The 17,662-nt window shown below is 68.6% G+C and carries 20 protein-coding genes and 2 tRNA genes; 6 read left to right on the top strand and 16 right to left on the bottom strand.

Translation table 11 applies throughout. The features are described 5' to 3' along the window. Window positions 1–138: 138 nt before the first annotated feature. A complete protein-coding gene (aroA, locus tag V6M51_RS08350; protein WP_332766243.1) occupies window positions 139–1,461 on the bottom strand; it encodes a 3-phosphoshikimate 1-carboxyvinyltransferase in 1,323 nt (440 codons plus the stop codon). 210 nt (window positions 1,462–1,671) lie between these two features. On the opposite strand from aroA, the gene V6M51_RS08345 reads away from it, so the two are divergent. From V6M51_RS08345 to V6M51_RS08330, 4 genes are all read left to right on the top strand, one after another. Then, complete coding sequence (locus V6M51_RS08345; RefSeq protein ID WP_254835422.1) at window positions 1,672–2,139, top strand: TIGR02300 family protein; 468 nt, start codon at window positions 1,672–1,674, stop codon at window positions 2,137–2,139. 119 nt (window positions 2,140–2,258) lie between these two features. Next, window positions 2,259–2,334, top strand: a tRNA-Ala gene (locus tag V6M51_RS08340). Between the two features lie 146 nt (window positions 2,335–2,480). Beyond that, window positions 2,481–2,894, top strand: a complete 414-nt coding sequence (locus V6M51_RS08335) for an Hsp20 family protein (RefSeq protein ID WP_332766238.1) — start codon at window positions 2,481–2,483, stop codon at window positions 2,892–2,894. 69 nt (window positions 2,895–2,963) lie between these two features. Then, window positions 2,964–3,218, top strand: a complete 255-nt coding sequence (locus V6M51_RS08330; RefSeq protein WP_254837199.1) for a DUF1150 family protein — start codon at window positions 2,964–2,966, stop codon at window positions 3,216–3,218. Between the two features lie 50 nt (window positions 3,219–3,268). Here the strand turns inward: V6M51_RS08330 and V6M51_RS08325 are convergent, their stop codons facing one another. From V6M51_RS08325 to V6M51_RS08315, 3 genes are all read right to left on the bottom strand, one after another. Beyond that, window positions 3,269–3,733 (bottom strand): PTS sugar transporter subunit IIA, encoded by a 465-nt coding sequence (locus V6M51_RS08325; protein WP_305674287.1) that lies wholly within the window; start codon window positions 3,731–3,733, stop codon window positions 3,269–3,271. Between the two features lie 70 nt (window positions 3,734–3,803). Further along, window positions 3,804–4,442, bottom strand: coding sequence for a ribosome hibernation-promoting factor, HPF/YfiA family (hpf, locus tag V6M51_RS08320; RefSeq protein WP_332766311.1), 639 nt, complete (start codon window positions 4,440–4,442; stop codon window positions 3,804–3,806). 32 nt (window positions 4,443–4,474) lie between these two features. Further along, window positions 4,475–5,095 carry an exopolysaccharide biosynthesis protein gene (locus V6M51_RS08315; RefSeq protein WP_332766235.1) on the bottom strand — a complete coding sequence of 207 codons (621 nt, stop codon included), beginning with the start codon at window positions 5,093–5,095 and terminating at the stop codon, window positions 4,475–4,477. Between the two features lie 300 nt (window positions 5,096–5,395). On the opposite strand from V6M51_RS08315, the gene V6M51_RS08310 reads away from it, so the two are divergent. Further along, window positions 5,396–6,445 carry an aspartate-semialdehyde dehydrogenase gene (locus tag V6M51_RS08310; RefSeq protein ID WP_332766233.1) on the top strand — a complete coding sequence of 350 codons (1,050 nt, stop codon included), beginning with the start codon at window positions 5,396–5,398 and terminating at the stop codon, window positions 6,443–6,445. Here V6M51_RS08310 and V6M51_RS08305 read toward each other — a convergent pair. The 5 genes from V6M51_RS08305 to V6M51_RS08285 form a co-directional block, all read right to left on the bottom strand. Then, window positions 6,442–7,236 (bottom strand): MetQ/NlpA family ABC transporter substrate-binding protein, encoded by a 795-nt coding sequence (locus V6M51_RS08305; protein WP_332766231.1) that lies wholly within the window; start codon window positions 7,234–7,236, stop codon window positions 6,442–6,444. The two genes, V6M51_RS08310 and V6M51_RS08305, sit on opposite strands and share 4 nt — an antisense overlap. 19 nt (window positions 7,237–7,255) lie before the next feature. Continuing rightward, a complete protein-coding gene (locus V6M51_RS08300) occupies window positions 7,256–7,921 on the bottom strand; it encodes a methionine ABC transporter permease (RefSeq protein WP_332766229.1) in 666 nt (221 codons plus the stop codon). Next, window positions 7,921–8,901, bottom strand: coding sequence for a methionine ABC transporter ATP-binding protein (locus V6M51_RS08295; protein WP_332766227.1), 981 nt, complete (start codon window positions 8,899–8,901; stop codon window positions 7,921–7,923). The genes V6M51_RS08300 and V6M51_RS08295 overlap by 1 nt, the downstream gene beginning before the upstream one ends. A gap of 194 nt (window positions 8,902–9,095) precedes the next feature. Then, window positions 9,096–10,586 carry an RNA polymerase factor sigma-54 gene (rpoN, locus tag V6M51_RS08290; protein WP_332766225.1) on the bottom strand — a complete coding sequence of 497 codons (1,491 nt, stop codon included), beginning with the start codon at window positions 10,584–10,586 and terminating at the stop codon, window positions 9,096–9,098. Window positions 10,587–10,705: 119 nt separating this feature from the next. Then, window positions 10,706–11,449, bottom strand: a complete 744-nt coding sequence (locus tag V6M51_RS08285) for a glutathione S-transferase family protein (RefSeq protein WP_332766223.1) — start codon at window positions 11,447–11,449, stop codon at window positions 10,706–10,708. Window positions 11,450–11,554: 105 nt separating this feature from the next. Between V6M51_RS08285 and V6M51_RS08280 the strand changes: the two genes are divergently transcribed. After that, window positions 11,555–12,286, top strand: coding sequence for a helix-turn-helix transcriptional regulator (locus tag V6M51_RS08280; RefSeq protein WP_332766221.1), 732 nt, complete (start codon window positions 11,555–11,557; stop codon window positions 12,284–12,286). Window positions 12,287–12,319: 33 nt separating this feature from the next. On the opposite strand, the gene V6M51_RS08275 is transcribed toward V6M51_RS08280, so the two are convergent. The 7 genes from V6M51_RS08275 to V6M51_RS08245 all read right to left on the bottom strand — a co-directional run bounded on the left by V6M51_RS08275 (window position 12,320) and on the right by V6M51_RS08245 (window position 17,655). Continuing rightward, the gene (locus V6M51_RS08275) at window positions 12,320–14,368 is read right to left on the bottom strand and encodes a S9 family peptidase (RefSeq protein ID WP_332766219.1); all 2,049 of its coding nucleotides are present in this window, start codon (window positions 14,366–14,368) and stop codon (window positions 12,320–12,322) included. 83 nt (window positions 14,369–14,451) lie between these two features. Next, the gene (gene lptB, locus V6M51_RS08270; protein ID WP_332766310.1) at window positions 14,452–15,186 is read right to left on the bottom strand and encodes an LPS export ABC transporter ATP-binding protein; all 735 of its coding nucleotides are present in this window, start codon (window positions 15,184–15,186) and stop codon (window positions 14,452–14,454) included. Window positions 15,187–15,211: 25 nt separating this feature from the next. Then, window positions 15,212–15,778 (bottom strand): LptA/OstA family protein, encoded by a 567-nt coding sequence (locus V6M51_RS08265; RefSeq protein ID WP_332766217.1) that lies wholly within the window; start codon window positions 15,776–15,778, stop codon window positions 15,212–15,214. A gap of 53 nt (window positions 15,779–15,831) precedes the next feature. Continuing rightward, on the bottom strand, window positions 15,832–16,449 hold the full coding sequence (gene lptC / locus V6M51_RS08260; RefSeq protein ID WP_332766215.1) for an LPS export ABC transporter periplasmic protein LptC: 618 nt from the start codon (window positions 16,447–16,449) through the stop codon (window positions 15,832–15,834). Window positions 16,450–16,457: 8 nt separating this feature from the next. Beyond that, window positions 16,458–17,075, bottom strand: a complete 618-nt coding sequence (locus V6M51_RS08255) for a ribonuclease D (RefSeq protein ID WP_332766213.1) — start codon at window positions 17,073–17,075, stop codon at window positions 16,458–16,460. A 51-nt stretch (window positions 17,076–17,126) separates the two neighbouring features. Further along, window positions 17,127–17,213, bottom strand: a tRNA-Leu gene (locus tag V6M51_RS08250). A gap of 31 nt (window positions 17,214–17,244) precedes the next feature. Then, complete coding sequence (locus V6M51_RS08245; protein WP_332766211.1) at window positions 17,245–17,655, bottom strand: Rid family hydrolase; 411 nt, start codon at window positions 17,653–17,655, stop codon at window positions 17,245–17,247. Window positions 17,656–17,662: the final 7 nt, after the last annotated feature.

The raw sequence follows: 17,662 nt of genomic DNA, 5'->3' as shown, positions 1-17,662 counted from the left end.
CCTGCGAAGCGGGGGAGGGGGACCGCGCGCCAGCGTGGTGGAGGGGGCGAGACGGAACGCAGCGCCTGAAGCCGCCCCCTCCACCGGCTTCGCCGGTCCCCCTCCCCCGTGAACGGGTAAGGAAAAGACCACACTCGATCATCGGAGGTCGGCCCCCAGGCCGCGCATCATCTCGACGAAGCCGGGGAAGCTGGTGGCGATCATGCCGGGCTCGTCGACGCTGACCGCGCCCTCGGCGGCGAAACCCATCACGAGATGGCTCATGGCGATCCGGTGGTCGCCGTGGGTGATCACATGCGCCCCGCCGGCGGCCGGATGGTTGCCGCGCGCCGAGCCGACCACGATCAGGCCCTCCGGCTCCTCCTCGACCCCGATGCCGCAGGCGGCCAGGCCCGCGGCCATGAGCGCGATGCGGTCGCTCTCCTTGACCCGCATCTCGCCGATGCCGCGCATGTGGGTCGGACCGTCCGCATAGGCCGCGGCCACGGCCAGGATCGGATATTCGTCGATCATCGAGGGCGCTCGCTCCGGCGGCACCTCGACCCCACGCAGGGCCGAGTGACGGGCGGTGACGTCGCCCACCGGCTCGCCGCCCTCGTCGCGGCGGTTCGCGATCGTGAGGTCGGCGCCCATCTCGACCAGGGTGGTGAGCAGGCCGGTGCGCAGTTCGTTCAAAAGCACGCCCTCCACGGTCACTTCGGAGCCCGGGGTGATCAGGGCCGCCACCAGGGGGAAGGCGGCCGAGGACGGGTCGCCTGGAACCCGGATCTTCGTTCCCGTCAGGACCTGGCCGCCGGCCAGGCCGATATGGCGCTCGCCGTCGCGGTCCTCGACCTCCACCTTGACCCCGAAGGCCCGCAGCATCCGCTCGGTGTGGTCGCGGGTGGCCTCGGGCTCGATCACCCGGGCCCCGCCGTCGGCCCGCAACCCGGCCAGCAGCACCGCCGACTTCACCTGGGCCGAGGGTTCGGGCAGGCGGTAGGTGATGGTCTTCAGGTTCCCACCCTGCAGGGTGAGCGGCAGCCGGCCGCCCGAGCGGCCCGAGAACCGCGCGCCCATCTCCTTCAGGGGTTTCATCACCCGATTCATCGGCCGGCCGCGCAGGGAGGCGTCGCCGGTGAAGGTCACGGCCAGGTCGAAGCCGGCGGCCGCGCCCATGATCAGCCGCACGCCGGTGCCGGCGTTGCCGCAGTCGATGATGTCCGATGGTTCGGAGAAGCCGCCCTGGCCTTCAACGCGCCAGCGGCCGTCGCCGAGGCGCTCGACGCGCGCGCCGAACGCCCGCATCGCCGCGGCGGTGCGCAGCACGTCGTCGCCTTCCAGAAGCCCCTCGATCTCGGTGACGCCTTGCGCCAGGGCGCCCAGGATGAGCGACCGGTGGGAGATCGACTTGTCGCCTGGGGCGCGAACGCGGCCCCGCAGCGGGCCGCCGCGATGCGCGGTCAGTCCTGCCGACGTCATAAGAATGCCAAGCTCCTTAGAGTCCCCGGCCTGATCGAGATCAGGCCGAAACTTCCTCTAGATTTCGCGAGCGCGATGGTCGCCGAAACCGGAGACCACTTTCGACTATCGCGCTCGCACGGGTTTCGGAAAGGGGATTGCTTTTGACAGCGACCTCCGCGCGTGGCAAGGGAGCCGGCTTCATTTGAACCCCTGTCCAGAGGCCCGCCCTTGGCCAATCCCGAACTGGGTGCAAAACAGCTTTGCCCCAACTGCCAAGCGAAATTCTACGACCTGACCCGTCGCCCGGCTCACTGCCCCAAGTGCGACCACGAATTCGACCCTGACGAAGCCGTCCGCAACCGCCGTGTCCGCGCCCGCGCGGCGCCGGTCGATCACGACGCCGAGGAGGCCGAAGATCAAGTCCGCGCCAAGGCCGAGGCTGAAGACGAGGAAGAGGAGGACGAAGTCGTCACCCCCGAACTCGACGAGGCGGTGGCCGACGTTCCCCTGATCTCCGACGACGACGACGAGGCGCCCGACGCCGCGCCGGAAGACCAACTCTCGGAATTCACCGAGGACGACGACCTCGAGGACGAGGACGACGCCGATGTGCCGTTCCTGGAAGACGAGGACGAGGACGATTTCGACGACACCGAAATCGAAGGTCTGCCCGGCGAGGGCGACGACGACCGCTAGGACTTAAGGCGCGACAACCCGCCCCGAAAAAAAGCCTTCGGGGCGGGTTGATCGCGTCAAACTCTCAGACTAGGTTCCGCGCCTCTTCGGCGGGGACCCCGCCAGAGACCCGAGACCTCGGGGCTATAGCTCAGCTGGTAGAGCGCTTGAATGGCATTCAAGAGGTCAGCGGTTCGACTCCGCTTAGCTCCACCATGGAGGCCCGCAGTGAAAGCTGCGGGCCTTCGCCTTTTCCGGCGCCGTTGAAATTCCGTCGTCCGCCCACCAGATAGAGTCCATCCGGAGTTTCGCGCCGATTGCGGGCGAGGTTCCGGGGAGTCGCTTGGAGCGAGGACTCTGGAATGAACCGGTCGATCGTATTCGACAGCCCTTTCCTGCTGGGCTTCGATCACACCCGTAGCCTGATTGAGCGCGCGGCCAAGGCCGCGGCCGAGAGCTATCCGCCCTACAATGTGGAGGATCGCGGCGACGGGAACCTGCGCATCACGCTGGCCGTGGCCGGGTTCACCCCCGACCAGCTGCACGTGACGGTGGAGGACCGCCAGCTGATCGTGGCCGGCAAGCGCGAAGGCGCGGGCGAGGAGGCCTATCTGCATCGCGGCATCGCGGCGCGGGGCTTCATCCGCAACTTCGTCCTGGCCGACGGCATGATGGTGGAGGGCGCGCTGCTGGAGCACGGCCTGCTCCATATCGACCTAACCCGACCGGAACCTGAACGGCTGGTTCAGCGGATTCCCATCCGCACCGGCGGATAATCCAGCCCAGCTAGACGGTCGGCTGAACTTGCGACCGTCGGATGCGTTGAGTTTACGGAGGTGGTCATGATGACGCCCAATCTTACGACCGAAGCTTTCGCCGCCCTCGGCGGCCCCGATCTCGTCTATGTCCGGCCGATCAAGGCCGCCGAGATCATCGCCTCGACCCCCGCGGCCCAGATCCAGGGCTTCGATCTCGATCCCAACCAGACCCTCTATGCGGTCCACCGCGCCGATGGCGAGCGCCTGGCTGTGCTGACCGACAAGGAGTCCGCCGTCGCCGCCGCCCTCGCCCACGAACTGGCGCCGGTCTCGGTCCACTAAGTCGTTGGGGCGCCGCTCGTCCCCGCCGCGAGGCGGGGACTTGAGCGCACTCACGCGGCCGCGGAGGGCCGCTCCTGCACCAGCAAGGCATGGATGGCGTCGGGCGTGCGCGCCTTGCGCAGATGATCGCGCAGGTCGCCCTGGCGCAGCAGGCGCGAGACCCGGGCCAGCGCCCGCAGGTGCTCAGTCGAGGCGTTTGGCGGGGCGAACAGGGCGAAGATCAGATCCACCGGCTGGTCGTCGACCGCATCGAAATTCACCGGGGTGTCCAGACGGATGAACACGCCGCGCATGCGGGTGAGTCCCTCCAGCCGCGCGTGGGGCGCTGCGACGCCATAGCCGACCCCGGTCGAGCCCGCGAGTTCACGATCGGCCAGGGCGTCGAGGATCACCCCGGCGTCGATGCCGAAATTACGGGCCGCGACCTCGGCCACCAAGGCCAGGACCTGGCGCTTGTTCGGCGCGGAGGCTCGCGCCGCAATCGCGGCGCGGTCCAGGATATCGCCAATCTGCATAACGTGTGACGCCCAAACAAAATGGCCCCGATCACGTCCCGGGATCGGAAACGCCCGGAAGTCCGGGGTCCTAGACCCCGGCTCCGTTCAGCGCGTTCCCATTCACGGATTTCGTGCGTTCAGGGTCGATCCAGCCGATATTCCCGTCAGGCCGGCGGTACACGACGGACAAGCCGCCGTGAGCGGCGTTCCTAAACACGATTGTCTGAGACTCCGTCAAGTCCAACTCCATGACCGCACTGGAAACGGTCATCTCGCGAACGGGCCTTTCCGTTTCAGCGATAACCATTCCCGACGGCGGGGTATGGGCGGACTGCGGCGTTTCGCCCTCGTCCCAGTCCATGTCCTCGTCGCCCTCGGGCGCTCGGATCACGAAATAGGAGGCCGTCTCCGCCTGGCGGGCGGTGGCCGCCGCGGAGTGGCTCTTCAACCGGCGCTTATAACGCCGGATGCGAGTCTCCATCTTGGCCAGGGCGGCGTCGAAGGCGCCGTGGGCGTCTCCGCCCAGGCCGTGACTTTGCAAGGCTTGGCCAGAGGCCAGCTTCACCGCGCAGTCGACTCTGAAGGAATGGCCCTCTCGGCTGACCACGACGTCCGCGGCGCCGCCGCGATCGAAGTATTTGCCGATAGAACCGGTGATTTCGTCGGTGACCCGCTCGCGCAGGGCCTCCCCGACGGCGACATGCTTGCCGGAAACAAGGACTTGCATGCAGAGAACAACGCGCCTCCGCGCGGTTGGTGTCAAGCGGCCCCGAACCAGTTCACGAGATGTCGAACGCCATCGATCACCAAGTCGGCGGCGACGAACAAAACCGCGCCGCTGACGGCCGCCAGGGCGTAGCCTACCAGGGCGAAAAGCCCGTCCCTCTGGAAGAGCGAAAAGCCCAGAACGCCTATCGTGAGAGCCGGCAGCAGGTTGCCCAGCGGGATGGGCAGGATCAGCACGAACGACAGCAGGGTGCAGATCACCCCGATCACCCGATCGCCGGCCGGCCCGAACATGAAGGTCAGCCGCGGGCGCGAAACCCGCTCGATCCGCTCCACCCACGGCAGCAGCCGACCGAAGATCCTGTCGAGACTGGCGCCCGCCATCCTGCGGTCGTCGATGATTTTCGGCAGCCAAAGCGTCGGGATCCCCATGGCCACCTGCGGCGACAGCAGCAGCAAGGGCGCGCCCAGCAGGGTGGAAGAGCCGGGCGGCAAGGGAAGCAGATTGGGGATGGCGAAGACGAACATCAGGGCGCCGAACGCCCGGCGGCCGAACCGGTCGATGATCTCGCCCACGGCCAGGCTGTCCTGCTCGCCAAGTTCGCGCAGGATCATCGAAATCGGCTTTCGGCGTTCGCTGGCGGCCGGCGGCATCTGGCTCCCCAAGACTCCCAATCGTCCGCTCCAAGAACGTGGCGCAGCGACAACGCGCGAACCACGAAATGGATTTGCGCTGCTTTGCGCTGTTTACAAGCAACCCAGGTTCGAACTATTTCGCGGCCATGCGTCGTTCGATGACCAAAAGCGCGATTAAAACCACCATGCCCGCGGGGCCTGGGGTTTGGCGCGCGCACGCCGCGTAGCACCCCCAAGGACCCCGCCGCCAGGACGGGGTCGCCGATTTCCTTCGAAGACAGGCTCCCCCTCCTCCGGCTCAACTGGAGACGAGACCTGATGCTGTCCACCCTCGAAGCCCCTACCCGCGCCGCCGGCCAGAAGCTGTTCAATGTCGCGGTCGTCGGCGCCACCGGCGCGGTCGGGGGCGAAGTGATCGGCTGCCTGGAACGCCGCGGGTTCCCGGTCCGCGACCTGCGCCTCCTGGCCTCGCCGCGTTCGGCGGGCAAGACCCTCAGCTTCAACGGCCGCGAGGTCGCCATCGAAGCGCTGGACGAGGCGAGCTTCGCCGGGATGGACATCGCCATCTTCGCTTCCTCCAGCGGGATCAGCCGCCAGTACGCCCCGATCGCCGCGGCGGCCGGCTGCCTGGTGGTCGACAATTCCTCGGCCTTCCGCATGCAGGAGGACATCGCCCTGGTGGTGCCGGAGGTGAACGGCGATTTGCTGGCCGCCCGGCCGGCCATCGTGGCCAATCCCAACTGTGTGGCGGCCATCGCGGTCATGGCCCTGCAGCCGCTGCACGCCCGCAACAAGGTCGTCCGGGTGATCGGCGCCACCTATCAGGCCGCGTCGGGCGCCGGCGCCGCGGCCATGGCCGAGCTGGAACAGTCCACCGCCGCCTATCTGGCGGGCGAGGCCTACGCCCCGCGGGTCCTGCCGCACCCCTACGCCTTCAACCTGTTCAGCCACAACGCCGAGGTCGACCCCGCCAGCGGCTACAATGGCGAGGAGCTGAAGGCCATGGCCGAGATCCGCAAGATCATGGCGGCCCCGGAGATGCGGCTCTCCTTCACCTGCGTGCGGGTGCCGGTGCTGCGCGCCCACTCCATGTCGCTGGTGGTGGAGTTCGAGAATCCGGTGACGCCCGGCGAGGCCGAGGCCTGGCTGGCCGACGCGCCCGGCGTGCGGCTGGTCAACGACCACGCCGCCAACCGCTACCCGATGCCCAACGAGGTCTCGGGCCAGGACGACGTGGCGGTGGGCCGCATCCGCAGCGACCTGTCCGACCCCACCGGCCGCACCCTGTCGATCTTCCTGGCCGGCGACCAGCTCCTGAAGGGCGCGGCGCTCAACGCCGTGCAGATCGCCGAAGTGCTGGCGCGCTAAAAGGCAGGCTGCACCGCCCCGTGGTAGGTCTTCTCGATGAAGGCCTTCACCGCGGGGCTGGTGAGCGCCGCCGCCAACTTCTGGACCCGCGGGTCGTCCTTGTTGTCGGGCCGGGCCACCAGGAAGTTCACATAGGGACTCTGCTTGTCCTCGAGGATCAGGGCGTCCCTGGCCGGGTCCAGCTTGGCGTCCAGGGCGAAGTTGGTGTTGATCACCGCCAGGTCCAGCTCGCCCAGCACGCGCGGCAGGGTCGCGGCCTCCAGTTCGCGGAACTTCAGCCCCTTCGGGTTGGTGGCGATGTCGTTCAGGGTCGACAGCGGGTTCTTGGGGTCCTTCAGCGTGATCAGCCCGCCCTTCTGCAATAGCAGCAGGGCGCGGCCGCCGTTGCTGGGCTCGTTGGGGATGGCGACGCTGGCGCCCTGGGGTAGGTCCGCCAGCGCCTTGTGCTTGCGGGAATAGGCGCCGATCGGCTCGATATGGACGCCGATCACCCGGACCAGGTTCGTGCCGCGCGCCTTGTTGAACTCATCCAGATAGGGCGCGGTCTGGAAGTAGCTGACGTCGAGCTGCTTCTGGTCCACCTGCAGGTTGGGCTGCACATAGTCGTTGAACACCTTCACATCCAGCTTGAGCCCCTGCTCGGCCAGGATCGGACGGACCATCTCCAAGATCTCGGCGTGGGGCACGGCGGTGGCGGCGACGGTCAGGGTGTCGGGCGCGCTCTGGGGCGCCTCGCGGCCGCAGGCGGCCAGCACCAGGGCGGCGGCGCTGAGGATCAGGGTGCGGAACATCGGAACTCCTTGGGCGGGGTCAGCGCCGGCTGACCTTGATGACCAGGCGGTCCCCGGCCCATTGCAGCCCTTGGACCAGGGCCAGCAGCATGAGCACGGTGACCACCATGACGTCGGTCTGGAACCGCTGATAGCCGAAGCGGATGGCCAGGTCGCCCAGGCCGCCGGCCCCGACGACGCCGGCCATGGCGGTGTAGGAGACCAGCGCGATGGCGGTGACCGTGGCCCCGGCCAGGATGCCGGGCATGGCTTCCGGCAGCAGGGCGCCGAACACAATCTGGCGCGGGTTGGCGCCCATGGCCTGGGCCGCCTCGATGACGCCGCGGTCGACCTCGCGCAGGGCGGTCTCCACCAGCCGGGCGTAGAAGGGCGCGGCGCCGACCACCAGCGGCGGGATGGCGCCGGCCACCCCGAGCGAGGTGCCGACCAGCAGCACGGTCAGCGGGATCATCACGATCAGCAGGATCACGAAGGGCACCGAGCGCAGGACGTTGACGGTGAACGACAGGGCCGCATTGGCCGCCCGATGGGCCAGCAGCTGGCGGGGCGCGGTGAGGAACAGGATCACCCCCAAAGGCAGGCCCAGGATGACGCTGAACACCAGGGAGCCCCCCAGCATGACCAGGGTGTCGAGCAGGGCCTGGCCGATGTCGGCCCAGACCACATTGGCCAGCAGCGCCTCCATCACGCCTCCTCCACCCGTACGCCGGCGGCGGTGAGGCGAGCGCGGGCTGCGGCCACGTCGCCGCCGACCAGCGAGACCAGGAGCTGGCCATAGGGTTCGTCGCGGATGCGGTCGATGCGTCCGGCGAGGATCGAATAGTCGACCCCGGTGTCGCGGGCGATCCGCCCCAGGATCGGCTCGAAGGTCGCCTGGCCCCGGAAGGTCAGCCGAAGGGTGGGCGGCCCGCCCTCGACCCTGGCGGCCGCGAGCCCCGCGGCGTCGGCCACCAGCCGGCGGGTCACGCCATGGGTGGGATGCAGGAAGACCTCGGCCACCTCGCCGCTCTCCACCACCGATCCGGCGTCGAGCACGGCGACGCGGTGGCAGACCCGGCGGATCACTTCCATCTCGTGGGTGATCAGCACGATGGTGAGGCCGAGCTCACGGTTCAGGTGCGCCAGCAGGTCGAGGATCTGTTCGGTGGTCTGTGGATCGAGCGCACTGGTCGCCTCGTCGCACAGTAGGATCCTGGGGCCGTTGGCCAGGGCCCGGGCGATGCCCACCCGCTGCTTCTGGCCGCCGGAGAGCTGGGCGGGATATTTCGCCGCCTGGTCCGCCAGGCCGACCAGGTCGAGCAGCTCGGACACCCGCGGCCCGACCCGCTCGCGTCGCGTCCCGGCGACCTTCAGCGGATAGGCGACATTGGCCGCCACGGTCTTGGACGACAGCAGGTTGAAGTGCTGAAAGATCATGCCGACCCGGCGGCGCAGGGCGCGCAGGGCGGCCGCGTCCAGGGCGCCGACATCGTCGCGGTCGGTGACCACCCGGCCGGCGCTGGGCCGCTCCAAGCCGTTGATCAGGCGGATCAGGGTCGACTTGCCGGCTCCCGACTGGCCGATGACCCCGAACACCTCGCCGGCGGAGACCTCGAGGCTCACGTCCTTCAGCGCCGGCGAAGGCGCGCGGGGAAAGGTCTTGCCGACGGATTGGAAGCTGATCACGCGCCATCCGTAGCGGCGCTGTCGTGATCCTCAAGATAGATTTTCTTTGAAACCCCAACACGTTCGTCATCCCCGGCCAACGTGCCTGGGACCCATAGACGCTGCGCATCCAGAGGAGCCTCGGACTTCGGTGTTTATGGGTGGCCGGGACAAGCCCGGCCATGACGAGCTTGAGGGGGTAGGAGACGCGCCTCCTAGGCGGTTTCCTTGAGCATCCGCCGCCGCTCCACCGAGGAGGGGATGCGCATGGCCTCGCGGTACTTGGCGACCGTGCGCCGGGCGATGTCGACACCGGTCTCTTTCAAGATGTCGACGATGGCGTCGTCGGAATGGACGTCGCTGTCTGTGCGCTCGGCGTCGATCAGCTGCTTGATCTTGTGGCGCACGCTCTCGGCCGAATGGGCCTCACCGCCCGAGGACGAGGCGATGGAGGAGGTGAAGAAGAACTTCAGCTCGAACATGCCCCGCGGCGTGGCCATGTACTTGTTGGAGGTCACTCGGCTGACGGTGGATTCGTGCATGCCGATGGCGTCGGCCACGGTCTTCAGGTTCAACGGCCGCAGGTGCTCCACCCCATAGGCCAGGAATCCGTCCTGCTGGCGGACGATCTCCGAAGCCACCTTGAGGATGGTCTTGGCCCGCTGGTCCAGGCTCTTCACCAGCCAGTTGGCGCTGGCCATGCAGTCGGCCACGAAGACCTTCTCCTGGTCGGTGCGCGCCGCGCCGGAGACCCGGGCGTGGTAACGCTGGTCGACCAGCAGCCGGGGCAAGGTGTCGGTGTTGAGCTCCACGTGCCACAGGCCGGCCTGGCCCTCGCGCACAGTGACATCGGGGGCCACGGGCTGGGAGGGTTCGCCGCCGAAGGCCGCGCCCGGCCGGGGCGTGAGCGCCCGCAGCTCGGCGACCATGTCGCGCAGGTCCTCGTCGTCGACGCCGCAGACCTTGCGCAGGGCGGGCATGTCGCGCTTGGCCAGCAGTTCGAGATTGTCCAACAGGGCCATCATCGCCGGGTCGCAGCGGTCCAGCTCCTGGAGCTGCAGCATCAGGCACTCGCGCACGTCGCGGGCGAAGACGCCGGTGGGCTCGAATCCTTGCAGGGTGTTCAGCACCGATTCGGCCATCGGCAGGCCGCAGCCCAGCCGTTCGGCGGTCTCGACCAGGTCGCAGCGCAGATAGCCGCCCTCGTCGACCGAATCGATCAGCACGGTGGCCACGGCGAGTTCGGCCGGCGAGAGCCGCGCCACGGAGAGCTGGTCGTGCAGATGCTCGCCCAGGGTCTTTTCCTTGGTCAGCCGGCCCTCGAAGTCGTCGCCGTCCTCGAAGCCGCCGCCGCCCGAACCGGCCTTGGACCAGTCGATGGCGCCGCCGGCGTGCTGGGCTTCGGAATCCCCCGTGGCGACCTCGCCGGGCGAGGCCTGGTCGTGGGTGATGTCCATGTGCGGCTCGGCGCCGCCGTCGGGGATCTGATCGGTGGAGAAGTCATCCGATTCGCGCGGCGCCGCCTCGCGATCGGGCTCGTGGTCGGTCTCGTCTCGGGCCAGCAGCGGGTTGCGTTCGAGCTCGCCCTCGACATAGGCCTCGAGCTCGAGATTCGACAATTGCAGCAGCTTGATCGCCTGCTGCAGCTGGGGGGTGATGACCAGCCCCTGGCCTTGCCGAAGTTCTAAACGCGCGCCGAGCGCCAAATCCGCCTCCTGGCCTGAATCTTGCTCCAGGCTAGGGCGCCCATCCCCACCGATTGGTTAACTCCCTCAAATAAGAGTCGCCGCGCGGACGCCGGGGGAGCGGCGCCCGCGCGCCTCTGTCACGCGGCGACCGCCTCGGGCGCGCGGAACAGCGGGGTCCAGTCATGGTCGGGATAGACCCCGGCCATCATCCGGTCGACATAGGCGACCAGATTGTCGAACCGCATGGCCTGGTCGCGGATCGGGGCGTCGAAATAGGGCGTCATCAGACCCGACAGCACGCCGAAGGCGACGGCGTCGACCCCGGTCGGGCGCTCACCCATCATGAACGCCTGATCGCCGAGCAGGGCCGAGAGCGCGGCGAGCGAGCGCACGCCCAGGCCCAGGATCTCGGCCTCGCTATGACGGCCGACACCCACGGCGCGGATATTGCCGGCGATCTCGTGCTGGATCTGCTTGCGCAGGTCCTCCTGCATCTCCGGCGGCAGCGCCTTGAAGAACAGCGCCGGGCCCTTGGCGAAGTTCTCGGGGACCAGCCAGCGCACATGGGCCGTGGTCCAGGCGAAGTGGTTCTCGATCATCCGCTCGATGGCCCAGGCCTGGGCGCGCTGCACCGGGCAGAGGCCTTCGTCGAAGTCGACCCCGTACTTCCGTTCCAGGTGCAGGCGGATGAAATGGCTGTCGGCGATCATCTCGCCGTCGTCCTCGATCCAGGGGAGCTGGCCCTTGGGTGAGCTCTCCCGTTGGGCTTGAACCCGCTCATAGGCGACCCCCGCCATCTGCAGGTGCACCTCGGTCTTGGTGACATAGGGGCTGATTTCCGGAAGTCCGAAACCGGCGCCGAAGCCGTGGAGCGTGATCATTGGGGTCCCTCCTTTGAATTGACCCCCTAGGCTTAGCGCGCGTCTGCTGCCACCATGTTGTCAGCAGCGTGGCGGCATGCTGCGGACATGACGAAGCGGATTTCCATGCGACGCGCCGACCGGCTGTTCCAGATCATCCAGATCCTGCGCCGGTCGCGCGGGCCGATCACCGCCGACAAGGTCGCCGAGGAGTTGGAGACCTCCAAGCGCACGGTCTATCGCGATATCGCCACCCTGATGGGCCAGCGCGTGCCGATCCGCGGCGAGGCCGGTATGGGCTATGTGTTGGACCAGGGTTTCGACCTGCCGCCCCTGATGCTGACCCCGGACGAGATCGAAGCGGCGGTCCTGGGCGCCCAATGGGTGATCGGCCGCGGCGATCCGGCCCTGGCCCGCGCTGCGGAGGACCTGATCGCCAAGATCGCCGCCGCCGTGCCCGAGCGCCTTCGCCCCTACGCCCTGGAGCCCACCAGCCGGGTGCCGCCGGCCTGGATGACCGAGCCCGACCGCGTGGACATGGCCCAGGTGCGCCTGGCCATCCGCAGCGGCCGCAAGATCCACCTCAAGTACCGCGACGAGCAGGAGCGTCCCACCGAGCGGCTGATCTGGCCGATCACCGTGGGCTACATGCAGACCGTCCGCCTGCTGATCGGCTGGTGCGAACTGCGCCAGGACTTCCGCAGCTTCCGCACCGACCGGGTCGAGGAGGCGGCCTTCCTGGAGGACCGATACCCCGAACGCCCCGCCGCCCTACGCGCCAAGTGGCGGGCCAGCATCCCCAACCGGCCGCATCCGCCACGGCCGGCTCCGCCGTCCTCTTCCTCCCCCATCGCGTAGCTATGGGGGGAGGAAGAGGGCGCGCCCCGCAGCCTAGTTCTTATAGCGCTCGAACCAGGCGAGGATGGCCTGGGCCTTGGCGCCCGACTGCGAGGGCCTGATGGCGATGCCGCCGTGCGAGGCGTCGGGCACCCGGACGAAGGCCGTCGGCACGCCGCGCAGCTTCAGGGCCTGGTAGTATTGCTCGGACTCGCCCACCGGGGTGCGCAGGTCCTTGTCGCCGACCACCACCAGGGTCGGGGTTTTCACATTGCCGACCAAGGAGAGCGGCGAGCGGGCCCAATAGCCCTGCGGGTCCTCCCAGGGCATCTTGCCGAACCAATAGGCGGCCATGAAGTTGGCCCCGTCGACGGTCAGCACCTGGCTGGTCCAGTTGATCACCGGCTTCTGGGTGGCCGCGGCCCGGAACCGGTCGGTCTTGCCGACGATCCAGGCGGTCAGCGCCCCGCCGCCCGAGCCGCCGGTCACATAGAGCCGCTCCGGATCGACGAAGCCCTTGGCGACGGCGGCGTCCACCACGCTCATCAGGTCGTCATAGTCGTGGTCGGGATATTTCTTGTCGATCTCGTTGGCGAAGGCCTGGCCGTAGCTCGTGGAGCCGCGCGGGTTGGAATAGACCACCACATAGCCCGCCGCCGCATAGAGCTGGTTGTCGGTGGAGAAGGACGGTCCATAGGCCGAGAACGGCCCGCCGTGGATCTCCAGGATCAGCGGATATTTCTTGGCCGGGTCGAAATTGGGCGGGGTGACGACCCAGGCGTCGATGGCCTTGCCGTCATAGGCCGAGGTGGTCGGCAGCTTCTCCACCTTGCCCAGGGTCTTGCCGGTGAACAGGTCGGTGTTGAGCGCCGTCAGCCGCTTGGCGCCGCCGCCGCTGGTCACCGCCAGGTCCGAGGGCCGGTCCACGCCCCCTTGCGTGAAGGCCACCGCCCCGGTCTGCGCCACCGAGAACTCGCCGCCGGTATAGGGCCGGTCGAGCGAAGCGCCGGTCAGGCCCTGCGCCAGGGGCGTGAGCTTCCCGTCCAGGCCGATCCGCGCCAGCTTCTTCACCGCGTGGTCGTCATAGCTGACCGCCAGGCTGCGACCGTCGCGCGACCACTGGGCGCCGTCGATGCTGCGGTCCAGGCCCGCGGTCAGGGAACGGGGGTTCTTGCCGTCCCGGTCCATGACATGGAGCTGGACGTTCTCGTAGCTGCGGCGGGCGGCGTCGTCATAGCCCAGATAGGCGATCAGCCGGCCATCGGGTGAGACCTCCGGGGCGGCGTCGGGGCCCACCCGGCTGGTGAGCTGGGTCATCGTCCCGTCGGCGACACCCACCTGCCAGACCTCGCTCTCGTTGGGATCGCGCTCCCAGTCCTTGCCGCGGTTGGCGGCGAACAGAACGTGACGGCCGTCGCGGCTCCAGGTCAGCGGGCCGTTGTCGTCGAACTTGCCGAAGGTCAGCTGGCGGGGCGACCCGCCGTCGGCCGAGACCACGAAGACGTGGCTGAAGCCGGGCTTGAGCTCCCCATCGCCGTCCGCGCGCCAGGTCATGCGGTCCTCGACCTTGAGCGGGGCGGCCCACTTGGCCCCTTCCGGCTTGGCCATCGGGGCGGCGAGCTTGGCCGGCTCGCCCGGCGTCAGCATGGTGATGGCCAGGGACTTGCCGTCCGGCGACCAGGCCAGGTCGCCGGGCGCCTGCTCCAGGGTGGCGACCTGGGCCGAGCGGCCGCTGGCGATCCAGCGGACGTGGATCTGCGGCCCGCCGTCGGGGCCGGAGACGACATAGGCCAGGCGCTGGCCGTCCGGCGACCAGCGCGGGCGGCTATTGGAGCGCTCGTCGGCCACCAGCGGGGTCTGGGCGCCTGTCTTGGGATCGACCAGCCAGATCGAGCGCTTGCCCCGATCGCTCATGATGTCGTTGGCCACCCGCACATAGGCGATCACGCCGCCGTCGGGCCGGAACTGCGGATCGGTGGCGTATTCCAGGCCGAACAGGTCGCGCGGCGTGAACAGCCGCGTCGGCGCCTCGGCCACCTGGGCGGCGACGGGCGTGACGGAAAGCACAGCGCAGGCCGTGAGCAGCAAGCTGATCGAACGCATGAAACAGGAGGGTCCCAGCCGCCCCATTGCGGCGGCGCCCATAGACAGACCTCAGGTCGGTTTTGTCCAGACGGCGGGAACCGTCAGCCGAAGCGTTCGCCCAGATAGACGCGGCGGACCTCGGGATTGTCGACGATCTCGGCGGGCGAGCCCTCGAACAGCACCTCGCCGGCGTGGATGATCGAGGCGCGGTCGATGATGTCCAGGGTCTCGCGGACATTGTGGTCGGTGATCAGGATGCCGATGCCGCGGCCCCTGAGATAGGCGATCACCTCGCGGATGTCGGCGATGGCCAGGGGATCGATCCCGGCGAAGGGCTCGTCCAGCAGCATGAAGGAGGGCTCGGAGGCCAGGGCCCGGGCGATCTCCACCCGGCGGCGCTCGCCCCCCGACAGCGAGATGGCCGGCGCCTTGCGCAGGTGCTCGATGCGCAGCTCTTCCAGCAGTTCGGTGACGGTGGCCTTGGCGCGGGCGGCGCTGGTCTCGCGCAGCTCCACCACCGCCATGACGTTCTCCTCCACGCTCATGGCGCGGAAGATCGAGGTTTCCTGGGGCAGGTAGCCGACGCCCATGCGGGCACGCTGGTACATGGGCTGGCCGGTGATGTTCTCGCCGTCCAGAAAGATCGAGCCGTAGTCGGCCGGGATCAGGCCGGTGATCATGTAGAAGCAGGTGGTCTTGCCCGCGCCGTTGGGGCCCAGCAGACCCACCACCTCGCCGCGGGCCAGCCGCAGGGACACGCCCTTGACCACCGGGCGGCCACGGAAGGACTTGCCGACATTGTCGACCACAAGGCCCTCACCGGCGAGTTCCGGCAGGGTGGCGAAGCGTTCGGGGCGCACCCTAGCGACGCGGGGCGGACGGCCCCGCCGCTTGCTGCTTCTCGGGATAGATCACCGCCCGCGGCCGCGCCTTGCCGCCGCGGCCCTTCGAGTTCGACTGCATCTGGGCGTCGCCGGTGGCGACGTTGACGGTCAGGCGCTCGCCGCGCAGCACGTTCTGGCCGTTCACCGCCACCACGTCGCCGGTGATGACGATCCGCTCGCCTGGCACGTCATAGTCGGCCGCGTCGCCACGCACCTTCTGCTGGGGGGTCACGTAATAGACGTTGCCGATGGCCTCCATGCGGTCGAGCTCGCCGCAGGTGGCGCCCTTGCCGCCCGCCTTGGCGGGACCCTTCTTGCTGTAGGTCTTCAGCACGTCGGCGCGCAGCCGGGTGCGGTCCTGCAGGGCCTCGGCCGAACCGCTCCAGATCGACAGGCATTCGGTGTTGACCACCTCGAGGGAGTCGGCGGTGATGTCGACGGGGGCGTCGGAATCCTGTGAGAGCTGCGCGCTGGCGGGCCCCGCGGCCAGCAGGCTCAGGGCGCAAGCCCCGGCGGCCCAGCGTTTCATCTCAAGCTTGCTCATGCTCATGAAGCCCATGTGGGAAGCCCCGCACCCCAAACCCAGTCCGTGGAAGTCTACTTCGAATTTATCTGGCCGCGCACGCCGCCCTTGAAGACCAAGCGTTCGCCCTTGTCGTACACGCCATAGGACTTCGCGGTGATTTCGCCAAGCGATCCGACGCCCGAGATCTGGCCCTGACCTTCCAGCTCGCCGGTGGCGGTGTTGAAGATCGAGCTGGCGGTGTCGAAATTGGCGTTGGCGCCGTTCATCTTGACGCCGCCATCCAGGTTCAGCACCCGGCGGTCCTCGCGGTAGACGCCGGATTTAGCGGTGATCCGCGTGGGATTGGCCCCCTCCTCGTCCAGGATCAGGGTGGGCTTCTCCAGCACCACGCGCTGATAGTCGCCCTCGTCGCGCACCGCGACCTGGGCGGTCAGCACGAAGGCGCGGCCCTGGTCGTCGCGGCCGACGAATCGGGGATTGACCAGCTGGATCGGTTCATCGTCCTCGGCCGGCGCCGCGCGCCCGCCCATCACCGTGGCGTGGACCACGAAGCCGCCCATGGTGAGCAGGATGAGCGCGATCGCCCCCGGCAGCAGGACCCTTAGCCGCCGGATCATCCGCGAACGCCGGCGCCACCGGGCGAAGTCCCGGCGCGATCCTGGAGCGGCGGAGATGGCGGCGTCGGTCACCTAGGACCTCATGCGTGGGCGAAGATATCGACCTCTTCCCATCCCGCCACGTCCAGCATGGCGCGGTGGGGCAGGAAGTCGAAACAGGCGCGGGCCAGATGGTCGCGGCCCTCGCGGACCAGCATGGCGTCCAGCCGCGCGCGCAGGGCGTGCAGGTGCAGGACGTCGGAGGCCGCATAGGCCAGCTGGTCGTCGGAGAGCTTGGCCGCGCCCCAGTCGGAGCTCTGCTGGGCCTTGGACATGTCGACGCCCAGCAGCTCCCGCGAGACGTCCTTCAGCCCATGGCGGTCGGTATAGGTCCGGGCCAGCTTCGAGGCGATCTTGGTGCAGTAGACGGGGGCGGTCATGACCCCAAGGTGCAGTTGGAACATGGCGATATCGAAGCGGCCGAAGTGAAAGATCTTCACGATCTTCGGATCGGTCAGCAGCCGCTTCAGATTGGGCGCGTCGTAGTCGGGGCGCGACAGGCGCACCACATGGGCGTCGCCCTTGCCGTCCGAGAGCTGGACCACGCACAGGGGATCGCGGCCCAGCCGCAGGCCCATGGTCTCGGAATCCACCGCCACGGCTTCGGCGTCCATAAGGACGCCCGCCGGCAGATCGCCTTCGTGCAGGAAATTAGCCAAGGGGCCTCACGCTCCGGATCAGTATGTGTCCTCTCACTATAGAGAGGAGGATGGTGCCCAGGAAAGGACTCGAACCTTCACGACCTTACGGCCACTGGCACCTGAAGCCAGCGCGTCTACCAATTCCGCCACCTGGGCCCGATCCGCCGGATCGCGCGAGGCGCGTTCCTTAGGGCGCCGTCTGGGCCGGGTCAACGCCCCTTTGCGACGAGATGACGGCGGTCACCTCGATCTGGACCCGGGCGGTGGGCGGCGCCAGCCCCGAGACCTGGACAAGGCTGGCGGCCGGCAGGGTGGCGCCGAACACCTTGGCGTGGGCGCGCGCCACATGGTCCAGATCGGCGAGGTCGACCACATAGGTCACCGTGCGCACCACGTCGTCCATATGCGCCCCCACTTCCGACAAGGCCGAGGCGATGATGGCGAGGGCCGAGCGCGCCTGGACATAGGCGCTGGCCTCGAGGTCGGCGGCCCGAGCCGTCGTGCCGGCGACGAACACCTGGTTCTCCACCCGAACGGCCCGCGAGTAGCCGTAGACGGCCTCGAAGGGCTCGCCGGACCCGATCTTCATGACAGACATGGCATCC

The organism is Phenylobacterium sp. (assembly GCF_036677185.1).
Classification (GTDB): domain Bacteria; phylum Pseudomonadota; class Alphaproteobacteria; order Caulobacterales; family Caulobacteraceae; genus Phenylobacterium.
This window is presented reverse-complemented; position numbering and strand designations above follow the sequence as displayed.

What these genes read in the sequence shown, in the direction of transcription:
- V6M51_RS08245 (WP_332766211.1), bottom strand. Translation starts at nt 17,655, where the DNA reads ATGTCTGTCATGAAGATCGGGTCCGGCGAGCCCTTCGAGGCCGTCTAC.
- V6M51_RS08280 (WP_332766221.1), top strand. Translation starts at nt 11,555, where the DNA reads ATGCGACGCGCCGACCGGCTGTTCCAGATCATCCAGATCCTGCGCCGG.
- V6M51_RS08305 (WP_332766231.1), bottom strand. Translation starts at nt 7,236, where the DNA reads ATGTTCCGCACCCTGATCCTCAGCGCCGCCGCCCTGGTGCTGGCCGCC.
- aroA (WP_332766243.1), bottom strand. Translation starts at nt 1,461, where the DNA reads ATGACGTCGGCAGGACTGACCGCGCATCGCGGCGGCCCGCTGCGGGGC.
- V6M51_RS08275 (WP_332766219.1), bottom strand. Translation starts at nt 14,368, where the DNA reads ATGCGTTCGATCAGCTTGCTGCTCACGGCCTGCGCTGTGCTTTCCGTC.
- V6M51_RS08330 (WP_254837199.1), top strand. Translation starts at nt 2,964, where the DNA reads ATGACGCCCAATCTTACGACCGAAGCTTTCGCCGCCCTCGGCGGCCCC.
- V6M51_RS08325 (WP_305674287.1), bottom strand. Translation starts at nt 3,733, where the DNA reads ATGCAGATTGGCGATATCCTGGACCGCGCCGCGATTGCGGCGCGAGCC.
- V6M51_RS08315 (WP_332766235.1), bottom strand. Translation starts at nt 5,095, where the DNA reads ATGCCGCCGGCCGCCAGCGAACGCCGAAAGCCGATTTCGATGATCCTG.
- V6M51_RS08310 (WP_332766233.1), top strand. Translation starts at nt 5,396, where the DNA reads ATGCTGTCCACCCTCGAAGCCCCTACCCGCGCCGCCGGCCAGAAGCTG.
- V6M51_RS08285 (WP_332766223.1), bottom strand. Translation starts at nt 11,449, where the DNA reads ATGATCACGCTCCACGGCTTCGGCGCCGGTTTCGGACTTCCGGAAATC.
- hpf (WP_332766311.1), bottom strand. Translation starts at nt 4,442, where the DNA reads ATGCAAGTCCTTGTTTCCGGCAAGCATGTCGCCGTCGGGGAGGCCCTG.
- V6M51_RS08265 (WP_332766217.1), bottom strand. Translation starts at nt 15,778, where the DNA reads ATGAGCAAGCTTGAGATGAAACGCTGGGCCGCCGGGGCTTGCGCCCTG.
- V6M51_RS08335 (WP_332766238.1), top strand. Translation starts at nt 2,481, where the DNA reads ATGAACCGGTCGATCGTATTCGACAGCCCTTTCCTGCTGGGCTTCGAT.
- V6M51_RS08300 (WP_332766229.1), bottom strand. Translation starts at nt 7,921, where the DNA reads ATGGAGGCGCTGCTGGCCAATGTGGTCTGGGCCGACATCGGCCAGGCC.